Source organism: Lactobacillus gasseri ATCC 33323 = JCM 1131, from assembly GCF_000014425.1.
GTDB classification, from domain to species: Bacteria; Bacillota; Bacilli; order Lactobacillales; family Lactobacillaceae; genus Lactobacillus; species Lactobacillus gasseri.
The window spans coordinates 460,436-477,259 of record NC_008530.1; the positions used below are offsets into that span (position 1 = coordinate 460,436).

Annotated in this window: 16 protein-coding genes; 9 read left to right on the forward strand and 7 right to left on the reverse strand. The window is 34.4% G+C overall.

Translation table 11 applies throughout. From position 1 onward, the window contains the following. Nucleotides 1-2: 2 nt before the first annotated feature. Nucleotides 3-434 carry a DUF948 domain-containing protein gene (locus tag LGAS_RS02125; protein ID WP_003647707.1) on the forward strand — a complete coding sequence of 144 codons (432 nt, stop codon included), beginning with the start codon at nucleotides 3-5 and terminating at the stop codon, nucleotides 432-434. A gap of 22 nt (nucleotides 435-456) precedes the next feature. Then, nucleotides 457-798 (forward strand): hypothetical protein, encoded by a 342-nt coding sequence (locus LGAS_RS02130; protein ID WP_003647706.1) that lies wholly within the window; start codon nucleotides 457-459, stop codon nucleotides 796-798. Nucleotides 799-892: 94 nt separating this feature from the next. Here LGAS_RS02130 and LGAS_RS02135 read toward each other — a convergent pair whose 3' ends face one another. Beyond that, a complete protein-coding gene (locus tag LGAS_RS02135) occupies nucleotides 893-1,999 on the reverse strand; it encodes a M24 family metallopeptidase (protein WP_003647705.1) in 1,107 nt (368 codons plus the stop codon). Between the two features lie 143 nt (nucleotides 2,000-2,142). Here LGAS_RS02135 and LGAS_RS02140 point away from each other — a divergent pair, with 143 nt between their 5' ends. Beyond that, nucleotides 2,143-3,138, forward strand: a complete 996-nt coding sequence (locus LGAS_RS02140; protein ID WP_003655093.1) for a substrate-binding domain-containing protein — start codon at nucleotides 2,143-2,145, stop codon at nucleotides 3,136-3,138. Nucleotides 3,139-3,222: 84 nt separating this feature from the next. On the opposite strand, the gene LGAS_RS02145 is transcribed toward LGAS_RS02140, so the two are convergent. The 4 genes from LGAS_RS02145 to LGAS_RS02160 all read right to left on the reverse strand — a co-directional run bounded on the left by LGAS_RS02145 (nucleotide 3,223) and on the right by LGAS_RS02160 (nucleotide 10,749). Then, nucleotides 3,223-4,857: an ABC transporter ATP-binding protein gene (locus LGAS_RS02145; RefSeq protein ID WP_003656533.1), complete on the reverse strand. Its 1,635-nt coding sequence runs from the start codon at nucleotides 4,855-4,857 to the stop codon at nucleotides 3,223-3,225. Nucleotides 4,858-5,024: 167 nt separating this feature from the next. Next, a complete protein-coding gene (locus tag LGAS_RS02150) occupies nucleotides 5,025-7,853 on the reverse strand; it encodes a transglycosylase domain-containing protein (protein ID WP_003647703.1) in 2,829 nt (942 codons plus the stop codon). Nucleotides 7,854-7,950: 97 nt separating this feature from the next. Beyond that, nucleotides 7,951-9,348 carry a dipeptidase PepV gene (pepV, locus tag LGAS_RS02155; RefSeq protein WP_003647702.1) on the reverse strand — a complete coding sequence of 466 codons (1,398 nt, stop codon included), beginning with the start codon at nucleotides 9,346-9,348 and terminating at the stop codon, nucleotides 7,951-7,953. Between the two features lie 18 nt (nucleotides 9,349-9,366). Beyond that, nucleotides 9,367-10,749, reverse strand: a complete 1,383-nt coding sequence (locus LGAS_RS02160) for a glycerophosphodiester phosphodiesterase (RefSeq protein WP_003652308.1) — start codon at nucleotides 10,747-10,749, stop codon at nucleotides 9,367-9,369. Between the two features lie 101 nt (nucleotides 10,750-10,850). Here LGAS_RS02160 and LGAS_RS02165 point away from each other — a divergent pair, with 101 nt between their 5' ends. The 5 genes from LGAS_RS02165 to LGAS_RS02185 are packed head-to-tail and all read left to right on the forward strand — an operon-like array spanning nucleotide 10,851 to nucleotide 14,505. Continuing rightward, entirely contained in the window at nucleotides 10,851-11,177 is a 327-nt protein-coding gene (locus LGAS_RS02165) for a hypothetical protein (protein ID WP_003647701.1), read from the forward strand. A 13-nt stretch (nucleotides 11,178-11,190) separates the two neighbouring features. After that, nucleotides 11,191-12,558, forward strand: a complete 1,368-nt coding sequence (locus LGAS_RS02170) for a bifunctional metallophosphatase/5'-nucleotidase (RefSeq protein WP_003647700.1) — start codon at nucleotides 11,191-11,193, stop codon at nucleotides 12,556-12,558. An 11-nt stretch (nucleotides 12,559-12,569) separates the two neighbouring features. Then, nucleotides 12,570-13,115, forward strand: a complete 546-nt coding sequence (locus LGAS_RS02175) for a YutD family protein (protein WP_003647699.1) — start codon at nucleotides 12,570-12,572, stop codon at nucleotides 13,113-13,115. A gap of 2 nt (nucleotides 13,116-13,117) precedes the next feature. After that, nucleotides 13,118-13,900 (forward strand): TIGR01457 family HAD-type hydrolase, encoded by a 783-nt coding sequence (locus tag LGAS_RS02180; RefSeq protein WP_003647698.1) that lies wholly within the window; start codon nucleotides 13,118-13,120, stop codon nucleotides 13,898-13,900. Next, nucleotides 13,897-14,505, forward strand: a complete 609-nt coding sequence (locus LGAS_RS02185; protein WP_003647697.1) for a TIGR01906 family membrane protein — start codon at nucleotides 13,897-13,899, stop codon at nucleotides 14,503-14,505. The genes LGAS_RS02180 and LGAS_RS02185 overlap by 4 nt, the downstream gene beginning before the upstream one ends. Nucleotides 14,506-14,512: 7 nt before the next feature. Here LGAS_RS02185 and LGAS_RS02190 read toward each other — a convergent pair whose 3' ends face one another. Then, a complete protein-coding gene (locus LGAS_RS02190; RefSeq protein ID WP_003647696.1) occupies nucleotides 14,513-15,163 on the reverse strand; it encodes a VTT domain-containing protein in 651 nt (216 codons plus the stop codon). 26 nt (nucleotides 15,164-15,189) lie between these two features. Then, nucleotides 15,190-16,146, reverse strand: a complete 957-nt coding sequence (locus tag LGAS_RS02195) for an NAD(P)/FAD-dependent oxidoreductase (RefSeq protein WP_003652311.1) — start codon at nucleotides 16,144-16,146, stop codon at nucleotides 15,190-15,192. Nucleotides 16,147-16,246: 100 nt separating this feature from the next. Between LGAS_RS02195 and LGAS_RS02200 the strand changes: the two genes are divergently transcribed. Beyond that, entirely contained in the window at nucleotides 16,247-16,612 is a 366-nt protein-coding gene (locus tag LGAS_RS02200) for a CvfD/Ygs/GSP13 family RNA-binding post-transcriptional regulator (RefSeq protein ID WP_003652313.1), read from the forward strand. Nucleotides 16,613-16,824: the final 212 nt, after the last annotated feature.

Sequence of the window (16,824 nt, forward strand, 5' to 3'; positions counted from 1 at the left end):
TTATGTCAATTTCATATGGTGCATTAGCTGGCTTAATTGCAGCAGTTGCCTTTTTAATCTTGGTCTTATTTACTTTACCTTTGATTGTTAGAGTTACTAAGACAATGAAAAAAGTTGACTCAACTATGGACAGCGTTAATACGGCTGTTGATGATTTAACGAAACAAACTTCTGTATTAATGAAGCAAAGTGAAGATTTATTAGAAAAAAGTAATGCTCTTTTAGCTGACGTAAATGGAAAAGTAACAGAATTAGAACCAGTTGTAAAGGCAGCAGCAGATTTAGGTGAAAGCGTGTCAGATATCAATTCTTCATCAAGAAGAATGGTTGAACGCTTCTCTGGTATGGGTATTAGAGGAGCTGGAATTGGCATCTTTTCATCTCTAGTTAGTCGCATGTTTGCAAGACGTAAACGTCGTCGCGGTGAAGACTAATATTTATTAAAGGAGAACAATTATGCGTAAACTTGGTGGATTTTTATTAGGTAGCGTTGTTGGTTTAGGTGTTGGCTTAATTGCTGGCTCATTATTGTTGCCAGAAGACGCAACTGACGATGTAAAGAAAAAACTTGCTGAAAATGAAAAATTGCAAGATTTGAAAGAAAAGTATGATAAAGGAACTGAAGCTATTAAGAATCAATTAGCTTCTTTCCCTAAGTCAGTTGAAGATGATTCCGAATTAAGAGATTTTGATGATATCGTAATTGATGACACTAACAAAGATCTTGGCGAAGATGAAAAATCTGACAAGGATGCTGTTAGCGATTTAAACAATGCTGAAGATACTGAAAATAACTAAAATTAAATATTTATAAAGAGAATCAAGTTCTACTTGGTTCTTTTTTTGCAATAAAAAACCTGTTGATAAATTTTATCAACAGGTAATTTTAGGCCTAGTCTTTAACTGGAATATATTTTAATTCCTTGCTTGTCTTAGTGAAGGTTTCAAAACCGTTTTTAGTGACTACACCACAATCTTCAATTCTAACTCCAGCTACGTTAGGGATATAAATACCAGGTTCAATTGAGAAGCACATGCCTTCCTCGAGAACTACGTCGTTTCCTTCCATGATTTGTGGAAATTCGTGAACGTTCATTCCAATACCGTGGCCAAGACGATGAATGAAGTATTCACCATAACCAGCCTTAGTGATAATATTTCTAGCAACAGCATCTAATTCGCTAGCAGTAATGCCTGGTTTAGCTGCTTCAATAGCTGCTTGTTGCGCCTCACGGTCGACTTCATAAATTTCTTTTTCTTTAGCAGTTGGTTCGCCGTAAGCGACAGTTCTACTTGAGTCAGAAGCATAGCCGTTGTGCATGGTTCCAAGATCGAATAAAACTAATTCGTTTGGTTCAATTTTGTTCATTGTTGGACCAAGGTGAGGGTTAGCAGCATTTGTACCAGCTTGGACAATTGTCTCAAAACTAGTGTGCATTACACCTTTTTGAAGCTTTAGTTGGTAATCAATTTGTCCAGCAACATAACGCTCAGTTACGCCGTTTCTTAGGGCATTAAAACCAATTTGAAAGGCAAAATCAGCTTCTGCACCAGCAGCCTTTAATTGTTCCACCTCTTCTGGAGTTTTACGTAAACGTGCTTCAGCTACGAATGGAGAAACATTATTGGTAAATGAAGAATCAGGAAAGGCAATGCGTAATTGTTCTAAACGGTCAACTGAAAGATGCGATTTTTCGATTGCAATATTATTTGGTTTACCAACACGTTGATTTACTAAATCAGCAATTTTTGCCCATGGGTTTTCATGGTCAAGATAGCCATAAACATCGCCATCCCAAGCAGAGTTTTTAGCTTCTTCAACATTTAATTCAGGTGCAAAAATAAATGCAGGCTTGTCTTTAAAAGCAATTAAAGCAAAAATTCTCTCATGTGGATCCATGCTATAGCCGGTGAAATAATTAATACTGATTGGATCAGAAATATAAGCAACATCATTATTGGTTGAAATTAACCAATTTTGTAACTTGTCTAAGTTCATAATTTTGGCTCCTTTTTTAATATATACTGGGAGTATACCATATAATATGGTAAAATAATGAGTTTTTAGTCGTAAACGGTTGCAATGTGTGAATATTCTTGATAAGTTATAAAAGAGTGTTTTTACAGGAGTGTGAGAAATTTATGCAAAAGCAAGAAGTAACAATTTATGATGTTGCTCGTGAAGCAAAAGTTTCTATGGCTACTGTTTCAAGAGTAGTAAATGGAAATAATAATGTACGTAAAGAAACACGTGAAAAAGTATTAGCTGTCATTGATCGTTTGCATTATCAACCTAATGCAGTTGCTCAAGGATTAGCTTCAAAGAGAACTACAACAGTTGGATTGATTGTCCCTGATTTGACAAATATGCACTTTGCTGAATTATCTAAGGGAATTGACGATATTGCTACAATGTATAAGTACAATATCTTACTTTCAAGTGTCGGAAATACCTTGTTAAATGAAGATCAAGTTATCCAAAATTTACTTAATAAGCAAGTTGATGGTGTAATTTACATGTCAAACTTGATGAATGAAAAGGCACAAGAAATTTTCAATCGCACTAACACACCAGTTGTTTTAGCTGGTACTGCTGATGCTAACCAAGAATTTTCTAGTGTAACTATTGACTATAAGGCTGCTGAAAAGGAAGCTTTAGGTCTTCTATTAAAAAATGGTAAGAAGAACTTGGCCTTAGTCGTAGGTGACGGAAAAGCTTATGTTAACAAGGACAACCGTTTCGTTGCCTATAAGGATTTCATGGAAGAACATAATTTAAAGAACGTTCACATCTATGAAGATGCCAAGACTTATGAAGATGGCTATGAATTATTTAAGCAAATCAAAGCTGATAATGTAGATGGAATTATTGCTACTCGTGATGTAACAGCTGCAGGTATCGTTAATGCTGCTGCTGATGCTGGTGTAAAGATCCCAGAAGATTTAGAAATTATCTCCGCTGCTTCAACTAATGTCGCTAAAATTGTTCGTCCTCAATTAACAACTGTTCAACAACCGCTTTATGATATTGGTGCTGTTGCAATGAGAATGTTAACTAAGTTGATGAATGATGAAGAATTAGACGATTCACATGTTATCTTGCCATATACTTTGAAGAAGTCTCGTTCTACTAAGTAGATAATCTAAAATTTAATATTAAAAATAAAAGTACTGTCAATTCTTCAATCGAAGATTAACAGTACTTTTTTAGTAGTGATGATTTTAAGTGGTTTCACTAGTCACATTTTTTATTTCATTTAAGTTAACCACTTCGTCAGCTAATTGTTTGATCTCGTTTCTTAAGTGGTGAGTTACCATAATCACAGTTTTATTCTGTTTAGTCAAAATCAAGCGTTCAAGCTGTGTACTTGAAGCTTTATCTAATGCGGAGGTTGCTTCATCCAATAGGTAGATTGGGGTATCACGTAATATTTCTCTAGCAAATGCAATACGTTGTTTTTGTCCGCCGGATAATTGTTTTCCTTGATCATCTAAAATAGTATCGATACCTTTAGGTAGCTTAGCAATTAGATCTTCTAGACCACACTCTTTGATTACTTTATTAATTTTTTGAGTTGATATTTCTTTTCCTAAAGTTAAATTCCATTTTAGGGATGCTGAAAAAATATACGGATCTTGCTGTAAATAAGAAATTTTTTGGTGTAGATCATGATCTGAAATTTGATCATAACTCATGTTGCCAAGATTAATTTCTCCTTTGTAGTCTCTTAGTAAACCACCAATTAGATTTAAAATTGTGGATTTTCCAGCTGCAGAATCTCCTGTTAGGATATATTTATTTTGCAATATAAAATCTAAATTCAAATTATGAAAGATTGGTTCATCATTTTCAGGATAATGGTAGGAAATATTATTTAGTCCAAGTTTTCCTAGGTGCCAATTAGAAATTGAATGAGGCTCACTTTCAGTGTTAGATATAGATTTGAATTTTTCCATTATCGGTTTTATGGATTTAAATTCCTGCCAGTTAAAACTAATACCGCTTAATTCAGCAAAAATTGTACTAGCAAAAAATTGTGCACCACTAATCGTTCCTACTGGTGTAAGATGATGTAAAATTAGCCAACCAGTTTGTCCTAAAATAATAACTTGGCTAATAAATGCTAAACCATTAGTTATTGCTTGAGTTATTCCAGCAGTTTTACTGTAGTTTAATGTATGCTTTTTAACATCGTCTGAAGAACCATCGATTTTTTTAACAATCGTCTGAGGAAGATTGGCTAAAAAGAGAGTATTGAAGCCGTTTAATATATCATTAATTGTATTAACTAATCGTTCATTAGCATGAGTATATTCTAATGATCGTTTAGCTAAAATTTTAGAAAACATATTTGGTACGATTCCCATAATAACTGTTAAGACAACAACAGTTACTACCAAACTTATATTGAAATACGCTAGGGTGAGCATCCCAAAAACTATCTCACTAACTTGTCTGACAATCATTAGAAAGTCAGTGATTCCAAAATTATTAATAGTAGTAATATCGTTAGTTAACCAAGAGCTGTATGTTGCTACGGTCTGTTTATGAAAAGTAGCATAGTTTGCCTTGGATAAGTCTGTTGCAATGCTATTTCTGATCAGTTTGTCTACATTTTGAGATAAGCGTGTTTGCTCTACATTAACAAGACAGTTAACAATAGCATAAATAATATAGGCTCCACCCATTATTGCAACCCACATAAAGAACGCATCTGCGCGTAATTTAGCAACAGCACTCAATGCATTAGCGCTAGAAATACCTGCTAGTGTTAAAAATCCAGCATTAACAATTATGAGAAAGACTACTAATAGAAATTCCCATTTTAACTTTTTAAAATATTTCAGTAATTCCATTAATTCTCCTTTTAATATTAAAATTTGATTTAAATAATAATACTTTAATTAATTTTATTCAATATATTTTAATAATTAACCTAAAATTTATGACCTTAGTGAAAAAAAAAACTGATAATCTTTAATTTTGATTATCAGTTTTTATTGATTTTAAAGTTATGATTTTTCTACGGAGCGGTCGGACCACTATCAGTGGCTGTATTGCCTTCACTAGTTTCGCTGCCAGTATTTGTATTAGCAGCTGAACCTTCATTAGAACTAATATTTGAATTTACATCATTTGCGGCATTGTTGCTCTCGGAATTACTATTTTCAGTTGAAGAAGATGATTCAGTTGCGGAACTTGAACGACTCCGTCTAGTAGAAGTAGATGAAGAAGAACCATTACCATTTCCGCCTTGACCAGTACTTCGAGCTTGCTGATCATTAGCTCCGACAGTCCGATTAGTCGAAGATGAGGAATTATTATTTGATTCACGATATACTTCGTGGTTTTTACCATAGTAATTTTTAGCATCTTCTGAAGTTGAGCCATCAGCTACAGCAAACAGACTGTTGATATTTTTCTTCTTAGAAATTGTCTTACCAGTGTAGATTAAGACTTTACCATAATCATTATTCTTGCCTTCTAAGTAGTCGTAGAAGAGGTTGTAGTCTTTAGTTGATCCACCGATACCAAATCTTGCAGTAGCAGCTGGAGCAGGGGATAAACTTAATGCGGTAGTCTTTTTACCAGAAAGTTCAATATTATCGCCATCATAGCTTACAGTTCCTGGCAATGTTCCAGTTCTTGCTAAGACTTTATTTTTATAAACAGAGCTTGGACGACTTGGTGCATCATTTAACTTAAAGATTGACGGATCTTCTTCGTAAAGTGCATTGGCGATATTTGCCCAAAGGTTTAAGTTGGTTTCACTGGAATTAGAATCTAGGTTATATGAGTGGCCATAGAAGTTGTCATACCCCATCCAACTAGAAATTGTGATTCCAGGAGTAGACCCATTGAACCAAATATCACGATAATCATTACTGGTTCCAGTTTTACCGATTAAGTTCTTGTAGTTAAACTTCAAAGTACCAGTTAAGCTTGAAGCAGTACCCTTAGTTACTACTTGGTGAAGCATCTTTTGCATGATGTAAGAGGTGCCGGTAGAGAAGACTTTTTGTGGATTTTGTTTATGCTTATAAATTACTCTACCTGATGGATCTTGAATTTCTTCAATGTAGTAAGGATCAGCTCGCTTACCATTGTTATAGAAGTTAGAGAAGGCACTAGCGTTATCAGCAACTGAAAAACCATAATCTGTACCACCGAGGGCCAAACCTAGGTTTTCAAATTCGCTTTTACTCAAGTTTAAGCCTAGTTTTTTCATATCCTGACGTAAATTAATGTTCTTATCGTTGACTAATTTATTGTATAAGTTTACAGCAGGTAAGTTATAAGATTTACTTAGAGCTTCTTGAGCTGAGATAAACCGGTTTTCAACAGTGGAATTGTAGTCAGTTGGAATATAGTTGCCAAATCTAGTAGGGAAGTCTGCTAATGCTGTTTGACTAGAAATAAACTTGTGTTCAATTGCTGGACCATAAACTAGATATGGCTTAATAGATGAACCAGGTGAACGATAAGTATCAAAGGCGTGATTAATTTGAGAATTCTTAAAGTCAACTCCGCCGCTAAAAGCTAATACCTTGCCAGTTGCATTATCAATTACGACACTACCGTTTTCCACATGCTCGGTAGTATTAACCCACTTGTTAGTAGATGAATCAAAATCACGAGAAGTCTTATCTTGACCATATTTATTTTGCTTAACTATGCGTTGCATAGTTTGATAAAGTGGCTGTCTAATCGTGGTCTTAATATGATAGCCCTTTTGATGAAGCAGTTCAGTTGAACTAGTTAAGTATTGATTATAACGATTAGTATCTTGTTTAACATCTGATACCTTTAAACCATCTTGCTCAATTAATTTTTCTGCTAAAAGACTAGTACTCTTATTCATTACTAAATTATATAAGTAGCCACTTTGTTTCTTTTGTTTAGATGCTTTTTCAGGAGCAAGGAAGTCAGCACGTAAATCATATTTTTTAGCTGCAAGATAGTCTTTTTTACTGATATCGCCATTTCGATACATCCGAAATAGAACGATATCTTTTCTACGCATCGCTAAATCAAGGTCTTTTTTAATTTTTCCGTTTAAACGATATGGGGTATAAACAGATGGACTTTGAGGTAAACCAGCAATAAAGGCAGCTTGAGGAAGGTTAAGTTCAGAAATAGACTTACCAAATATCCCTTGAGCTGCAGTTTTAATACCTACGATGTTTTCTCCACGGTTGTTTTTACCATAAGGAGCAGCATTTAGATATGAACGGAGAATATCTTCTTTTGAGAAATGCTTTTCAATCTTATGAGCATAAAACATTTCGGTAACTTTTCTTCTCCAAGTGGTCTGACTAGTTAAAAACTGCATTTTAACTAATTGCTGAGTTAAAGTCGATCCACCAGTTTGTACACCAACACCAGTTAGCTCAGAAAGAACAGCTCTAACTAGGGATTTAGGTAAAACTCCTTTATGAATATAGAAATTCTCATCTTCAGTAGCTGTCACAGCATTCTTAACTAAAGGAGTTAGTTCGCTTTCACTTGCCTTTTTAGTGACGGTATCTGGACGAACTGTAGCAATTTTTTTATTGCCAGCATAGTAAAGTGTGGCTGAATTTTGTGCATGGTTTATTTGCTGATTTAATTCGCTAATTGTTGGAATGGGCTGCTGGCGAACGATGCCAAGAGCATAACCACCACCAAAACCGATTAGGAGAAACAAACCAAAAACTGCAATTAAGATCAAATAATGAAAAACACGACGTAAAGTTAAATAAACGATGCCACTGTAAAATTTCCATTGGCTTTCGTCTGATTTGCTTTGAAGTGTTTTAACTTCTGGCCCCGCAGTTAGGAACTCTATGATTTTTTCTTTTAAATTTTTCACAGATCAGGATCCTTTGTTAGTTACTTTCCCCCTATTATAGCAAAAAAAGGACTAGCAATGACGCTGTCCTTTTTTACGAATTTATTAATATTTTGATTTATTTAGTTAATTCATAGATTGCTTCGGCATAAATAGCAATTGAATTAATTAAATCGTCAACCTTCATGTATTCATTTGGTTGGTGCATAACAAGTGGAGCACCTTCTGGTTGAGCACCAAAGGCTACACCATGTTTGAATAAACGGCCATATGTTCCGCCACCAATGATAACTTCGTGACCTTTCTTACCAGTTTGCTTTTCATAAACTGAAAGCAGGGTCTTAACAATTGGATCGTCTCCAGGAACGTAATGAGGAGCTTCTGCTGAACCATCAATTCTGGCGTCTAAGATATCGCCGAATTTTTCGTTAATATTTTTAACCATTTCTTCTGGCTCAATACCTTGTGGGTAGCGAACATTGTTTAATAGGTATGCGTTTTGACCTTCAAAGTTAAACATACTTGGTGAACTAGTTAGGTCGCCCATTAAGTCGTCATGATGGAAAATACCTAATTTCTTACCGTTAAAGTCTTTGTGTTCAACAGTTGCAAGGAAGTGTAAGAAATTCTTCGCTTGACCGTCAAAGTTAAGGCTATCAAGGAAGAGAGCAAGGTAAGTAGCAGCATTTCTACCAGTTTCAGGAGCAGAAGCATGAGCACCATGACCGGTTAAAGTTAATGAAAGACGGCCGCTAAGCATTTCTGCCTTTCCTTCAAGCTTATGCTCTTTCAGGAATAAGTTGAACTTTTCTTTGATGCCATCGATATCGCCTTCAAGTTGAGCATGAGCTGTTTGAGGGATAACATTAGTTGCAATTCCTGATTGGAATGTCCAAAGTTTAACATCGCCTTGGCTTGGGTCATCTTTAAAGTCAAGTTTTAAGGTAACAATGCCTTGTTCACCATTGATAATTGGAAATTCTGCGTCAGGAGAGAAAGCAACATCTGGAGCTGGTTGATGCTTTAAGTAATAGTCAATTCCAACCCAGTTAGTTTCTTCATTAGTTCCAACTACGAAGTCAATTTTCTTTTTAGGTTTAAAGCCATGCTCTTTTAAAATCAGCATGCCATAGTAAGCTGCTAAGGATGGGCCTTTATCATCAGCACTACCACGCCCATAAATTTTGCCATCTTTAATAGTCATCTTAAATGGATCAGTTTTCCAGCCTTCGCCAGCAGGAACGACATCCATGTGGCCGATAATACCAACGCGTTTGTCGCCAGAACCCATGTTGATTCGACCAGCATAGTTATCAAAGTTTTCAGTATCAAAGCCGTCACGTTTAGCAAATGATAAAAACTTCTTCATAGCCTTCACTGGGCCAGGACCTACAGGATATTCTTTGCTAGTATTGTTTAAATCTTCAGAAGAATCAATTGCAATCAATTCTTTTAAATCATTTAAAATAGCATCTTTCTTTTCTTGTGCTAATTTTTTATAATTTAGTTCTTCCATAACGTACTCCTTTAATTTTTATCTCTGATTAAATATTACAGCATTTACATCTGAATAAGTCGACCAAAAGCTTTTATTTGGGACTTTTTCAACTGGTAAATAAGGAAATAGGGCAACGTTTGTTTGACGAAAAGCAGGATCGAGTTTTCGATAATTCTTATAGGCAAATGTGTTTTTATTAAATAAGCCATAATATAAGACTTTAGACGACTTAACCCAGCCATCATCAGTAAGAAGCCATAAATCTTTAACTCCGCCACTTACACCTAGTATTTTATAGTGTTTTCTTGGCATAAGTTGATTCTTTTTACCAGATTGCTTATCAGGTTTATTATAAGTGAAAATTGGATTTTGAGTAGGGTTAATAATACTTAAATTCCAATATGGTAAAATCCATTCAGGTTGTAGGTCCAAACTAACAAGGTCAGCGGGAACAAATTCCTTATCGCCAATTTGGTAAAAAGTCTGTCCTGAAGCAATAACAGCTGAAGAAACATGAACTGGGTCTAAAAAATTAAGTTCTTTTGATGTTGTCACCTTTAGATATGGATTCTCACTAATTGTAGTAGGTACACGGCCAAAGTAAATTCCGTCCTTGTTAACGACATATTTTTTAGTGCCAGTTTTAGCTAATTTGTATTTATAGCCTCTTGCGGGGAAATTAGTGACAACTCCATCAACATCATTGTTGATTAACCAATTCCATAACTTAGGCGACTCATTCATTTCGGCCCAAACAAATACCTTTTGATGTAGCGCGTGAAGTTGACTAATTAGCTTGGGATTTTGGGTAACTAGATCAGATGAGATATTGATTCCGTTTACGTAACTTAGTACTTCAAAATTAATTCTTTGCAAAGAACCAACAATAAAGATTCTTGGAACATCTGGTAACAGTTGACTCATAGTTTTTAAACTTGGTGCAGAAAAGCTGTGAATCATTACTCGATCTTGCATATGGTATTTCTTGATACTGGCAGCAAGGAGTTCTTCCATATTTTTAGGACTATTATGCTTAGTTTTTTTTGTTTCAAGCAAAAATTTAGTGTTAGGTTTATCTTTGTAGTAATCAAATAATTGATCTAAAGAAATAATTGATTCACCATTAGCTTGTTTTAAGGTGTTTAAATAGGAAAAATTATTTTGTGATACAATAACCGATGATCCAACAACTCTGCTTAGATCGCGGTCATGAGAAACAACTAAGACGTTATCTTTGGAAACATGCAGGTCGAGCTCTACATAGTCCGCGCCATCTGCAAAAGCTGAGTTATCACTTTGAATTGTTTCTTCTGGATATTTACTGGGATTACCGCGGTGACCAATGACTAGGAATCCCGATTCAAAAATAAAAATCAAACTAAAAAAAAGGGCTAGGAAATAAAGCCTGCTTGTTTTCATGTGTACACCTCTATTCTTTTTAACAATAGCATGGATGTATACTTTTTTCTATAATTAATATAGTAGTTAATAATCATTTTTAAGAAAGTAGATGCTGCAATATGGCTTATGAGCAACTAGATTTAATCGAAGAAGTTACTCGCAATGATGGATCTAAATATTATGAAATTTCAAATATTGATCAAAATGGTATCGCTGAATTAGCCGTAGATCGTGGATTGATAAAGAAGGTGCGGATACTTCAGCTAAATTTGGCTAGAACAAAAGCACTTCAATTATATGAAGAATATATTAATAAAACGTACCAACTAGAGACTTTAACCAATGAGGATGATTGGAAAGATCCGCAGTGGGTTGAGTGGGAAAAGCCTAAAGGAAAAGTTTTAGACGCCTTTAATACAGTATTAAAAGCCAATCATATTGGTTAGAAGAGAGTAAAGTATGGAAAAATTACGTATTGTTCATACCAATGACCTACATTCTCACTTTGAACAATTTCCTAAAATAAAAAGATATTTACATCAAGCACAAAATGACAAAAGTGTTGATCAAACTTTTACCTTCGATGCTGGAGACTTTATGGATCGTTCTCATCCCTTATCTGATGCAACTGAGGGCCAAGCTAATATTAAGCTGATGAATGAATTTAACTATGATGCGATCACAATTGGTAATAATGAAGGAATCTCTAATTCACATGCAGTTTTAGAAAAATTATTTGATCATGCGAATTTTCCAGTTATTTTAGCTAACTTACGTGAAGAAGATGAAAGTATGCCTAAATGGTGTACTTCATATAAGATTTTTGAAACTAAGAAGAAAACGAGAATTGCAGTTGTTGGCTTAACTGCTGCATATCCTATGACCTATGGTCCTAACCACTGGCATGTGAAGTTGATTTCTGATACTTTAGATAAGTTACTTCCTACAATTAACGGGCAATATGATATGTTAATTATCGTTAGTCATATTGGCTTAAGAATGGATCGGTATATTGCACATCATTATCCAGAAGTGGATTTGATTGTTGGTGGGCATAGTCATGATTATTTACCAAAGGGCGAGAAAGTAAATAAAACATGGATTACCCAAACTGGAAAATGGGGTCAGCATATCGGCGATATTGCGATTCAATTAAATGATGATCACCAGGTAGTGTCAATTGTACCAAATACTGTCAAAACCGCTGATTTACCAAGTTCGGAATCTGATCAAGCTAAAATCGATGCTTGGCGTAAGCAGGGTGAACAAATGCTGCAATCACGTCAAATTGCAAAGTTACCTGCTAAATTTAACGATGATAAAATGGCAGCAATTCAAGTTTCTCTAGATGCAATTAGTGATTTTGCTGGAACTGATATTGCGGTTTTAAATAGTGGCTTATTTTTGACGCCATTTCATCAGGGAATTTTAACAGAAGCTGATTTACAAGCTGCTTTACCTCACCCAATGCATGTAGTGCAAACTAAATTATTTGGAAGTGATGTTTGGCGCATGGTAATGGAGATGGAAAAGAACCGTCATTTTCTAAGCAAGTTTGCCCTCAAAGGAATGAGTTTTAGAGGGAAAATTTTTGGCGATCTTGTTTATAAAGGCATTCAGGTTGATCATGCAAGTAGAACAGTCTACATTAACGGAAAAGAGATTGATCCTGAAAAAGAGTATACAATTGCCTTGCTTGATCATTATGTTTTAATTCCATTTTTCCCTACCATTTCAATTATGGGTAAAAACAAGTTTTTATTCCCTGATTATTTACGAACTGTAATTGGAAACTACTTAAAAGAGAAATATCCAATAGATAAATAGAAAGAAAAATAATGGAGTATAAAGAAGCAGATAAAGAACAACCGCTTTATCATCCTTTGGCTCATGTAATCGTTAATGAAGATAAGATAATGATTAATGGGCGAAAGTATGAAATTTTAGCTAATGTAAAAGATGCTCTAGATATTGAAATGCTAAAAGAGAAATATGATCCTTTCCTTGACCAGTACGATTATTTAGTAGGGGACATTTCAAGTGAGCATTTAAGATTAAAAGGATTTTACGATGAAAAAGATCGCGTTGCAATTGATAAAAAAGCTAATGCGATTGTGGATTATTTAGAGGAATATTGTAATCCTGGCAGTGCATATTTTGTTTTACGACTAGCTCAAGAAAATCAGATTAAAAAGGTTGCATTTGGCAGACAAAATAAGAGAAAAAATATGTCTAATAATCGCTATCATTCTAAACGTCCCTACTTTAAAGAAAGACGTGTCCACAAAACAAGAATTGGTGGCCATAAGACAGCTGTAAAATTTCAACGTGGAAAAGGAAGTCACAAGAATAAAGGCTTCGTAATTAAGAAAAGAAAGGGCTAATTGTGGAACATAAAGATTATAAATGTTACTTAATTGATTTGGATGGGACTATTTATCGCGGTAGCGATACGATCGAAAGTGGCGTTAGATTCATTCATCGTTTGCAAGAGAAAAATATTCCCCACTTATTTTTAACTAATAATTCTACTCGTACGCCGCGAATGGTAGTTGATAAATTGCGCGGACATGGGGTTAACACAGATATCTATCATATTTATACGCCGGTTTTAGCTACGGAGTCTTACTTGCTTGCTCAAAATCCAGATACTGCTAAGATACCAGTTTATATCATTGGACAGACAGGATTAGTGCAAGGTCTGTTAAAAAATGAACGTTTCTACTACGATGATCGAAATCCTAAATATGTTGTAGTTGGAATGGATACGGATTTAACTTATCATAAAATTCGCGTTGCTACTCGCTCAATTAGAAATGGCGCAACTTTTATTGGAACAAATGCTGATAAAAATTTGCCTTCTGGGGATGAGCTATTGCCTGGTAACGGTGCACTATGTACAATGCTAGAAGTAGCAACAGGTGTTAAGCCCATTTATATTGGTAAACCTTCATCAATTATTGTGGCTAGTGCTTTGAAGATGCTAAATGCTCAAGGCAGGGATGCAATTTTGGTTGGGGATAACTATGATACTGATATTATGGCAGGCATTAACTGTAATATTGACTCTTTGTTAACTTTGACCGGTGTAACTACTAAGAAGCAATTGGCAGAAAGAGATAAGCAGCCAACTTACGTTGTAGAAAATCTGGATGAGTGGAAACTATGAAGAAGAAACCAATCGTCGCCGTTGTTTACAATTGTTTGATGGCTCTTGCTACTGCTACTTTAGGTGCAGTAGTTTTAAGTTGGCCATTATTAGCAGTTTTTGTAAAAATTCAAAAAACGAATTTGATCGTAAAGACAACCTTAGCAACAGTGATGAAGAACTATACACAACTCTTAGATTATTTATTGTCGCCATTTAATGATAGACTTCAGATGTCAAATTTCCCGACTTCTCCAAGTGCAGCGCGACATTTTTATGAGTGTAAGTTACTATTTGAATTAGCGATAATTGTTTTTGTAGTTGGATTAATTATTCTTATTTTCTTAAAAATGAGAAAAAGAATGAATTATATTTATATTTCGAGAACAACAGCGCTAATTTTCATGATTTTGCCTGTGATTATCTTACCGTTTGCTTTAATGAATTTTGATGAATTTTTTGTAGCATTTCATCATCTATTGTTCAACAATGGGGATTGGCTATTTAACCCTGCGACAGACCCAATTATTAATGTATTAACCGAAGAGTTTTTTGCTGGTTGCTTTGCAACTGGCGGAATAATTTATGAGTTATATTTTTCTTGTTTTATTTTGTCAAAAAAATAAAGGAGCTTTAACGAAGCTCCTTTTTTAATACTAATTTTTTCTTTAACCATATAATCAAGACTGGTAAAACTGAAATTAAAATGATTGCAATCACGATCAATGAGAAATGTTCCTGGACGATTGGAATATTTCCAAAGAAGAATCCTAATGCGGAAAATAAGGTTACCCAGAGAAAACCACCAATGAAGTTATAAATGATGAAAGTTCGATAATGCATCTTACTTGCACCTGATACAAATGGAACGAATGTACGAATAAATGGAATAAATCTTCCGATTACAATTGTAATACCGCCGTGTCGATCGAAGAAGTTTTCAGCGGCTTTTCGTTTATCTTGATTAATTAACTTGTTGAACCAACTGTGTTTAGTCCCTTCAGCTTGTGACCAATGTCCGATTTCATAGTTAATCGTATCACCTAAAACAGCAGCTGCTATGAAGATTAAATAGCAAACCCAGAAGTGAAGATTATATTTGGGCGTTGCTGCCATAGCACAACATGCAAATATAAGTGAATCTCCAGGTAGAAATGGAAAGATAACCAGACCTGTTTCGATAAAAATAATTGCAAATAAGATTAAGTAAGTCCAGTTTCCAAACATATTCACAATGGTGACTAAATGGTCATCAATATGAAGAATAAAATCGATAAGTCCCATAAATAAAAATAGATTCCTTTCACAAATTAAATACTGGTAGAATGAAAAGTCATTGTTTTTTCTGGAAATAGGTCTTGCATAATGTTGCTAATTGCAATTTGTGCCTCGCCAAATCCTAAAGCAATCATTGGCACTCTTCCAGGATAAGTAATAGCATCGCCAATTGCATATACATGAGGAAGGTTGGTATGCATTTTTTGAGAAACAGCGATTAGATTATGGTCTAATTTGATCCCCCATTTACGTAATTGTCGATTATCGCTCTTGAAGCCATATGCAACTAGGATTTCATCAACATTTTTAGTAACAAAATCTTGACTTGCACCAACTTTATGCAAAACTAATTCCATTCTATTATTGTTTAACTGCAGATCTTTTGGAAGATAAGGAGTTAAAAGTTCAACATTTTTTAAACTTTTAAGCTTATTGACGGAGCTTTCAAGACCGCGAAATTCATTTCTCCGGTGAATTAAGAATACATCTGATGTGTTTGCTAATTCTAGTGCCCAGTCAAGTGCAGAATCTCCACCTCCAAGAATGGCTACTTTTTTGTTAGCAAAGATTTCAGGATGCTGCATTGAGTAATGGATATGTTGGTTTACGTCTAAAGTAGTTGATAAAGGAAGAGTTTTGGGCTTAAACGCGCCAAGTCCCGTAGCAATTAATAAACTTTTTACTTCATATTTTTTGTCAACTAGGATATTTTCATTTTCTAAAAAAGAAATCTCTTTTACTTTATGAGAAAGAATGAATTTAGTATTGATGTTTTGCTCAAGTAGCTGAGAAACTAGCTTTTTACCTTTAATAGAAGGAAAAGCGGGAATATCCTTAATATTTTTTTGTGGATAAAGCATATTAATTTGACCGCCAATTTCGTCTAATGCATCAAAAGAAATTGTCTTTAGTCCATGTAAATTAGCAAAAGAGGCTGCAAAAAGTCCAATAGGACCTGCACCAATAATAGCTAAATCATATTTTTCCATCTTTATAAGAAATCCTCCATAAAAATTAAGCATAGAAGTCATGTCTTTAGCGTTAATTAAAAAGACAGTTATAATTAATATTAGTAAGGGATGAGATAGTATGCAAGTTAAAATTGGCGATATAGTTCATGGAAAAATTAGTGGGATACAACAATATGGGATTTTTGTAAGGCTAGATAGCAAAGTAGAAGGCTTGATCCATATCTCTGAAATACATGGTGGATATGTTAAAGATATCGGAAGAGAGTATCAAGTTGGTGAAACAATAAAGGTACAAGTAATTGATATAGATCCATATTCTAATCAGATTAGTTTATCTAGAAGGGCAGTCCTTCCTGAAGTAAAAGAAGCAAGAAAAAAGCGAGTCCATTTTTGGACTTCAAAACGAGTTAAGAAAGGTTTTACTCCTTTAAAAGAAGTATTGAATACTCAAATTAAAGAAGCAAAAAGTAGATATTCTAAATAAAGAGTAAATAAACGTGTTAAGGAGTAGTGCTTAACATGTTTATTTTTATATCCGAATTTTCAAAATGAATAGTTCGTTTAAATTGGAAAAACAAAAGGCAAAAATCAGACAATCAAAATCTATTAATAATTAATATTCGGAATATATTTTTTTATTAAAAACTATATTGACGAAAAGGAGAAAAGTCTGTAAAGTAATACATGCTGTTTGAG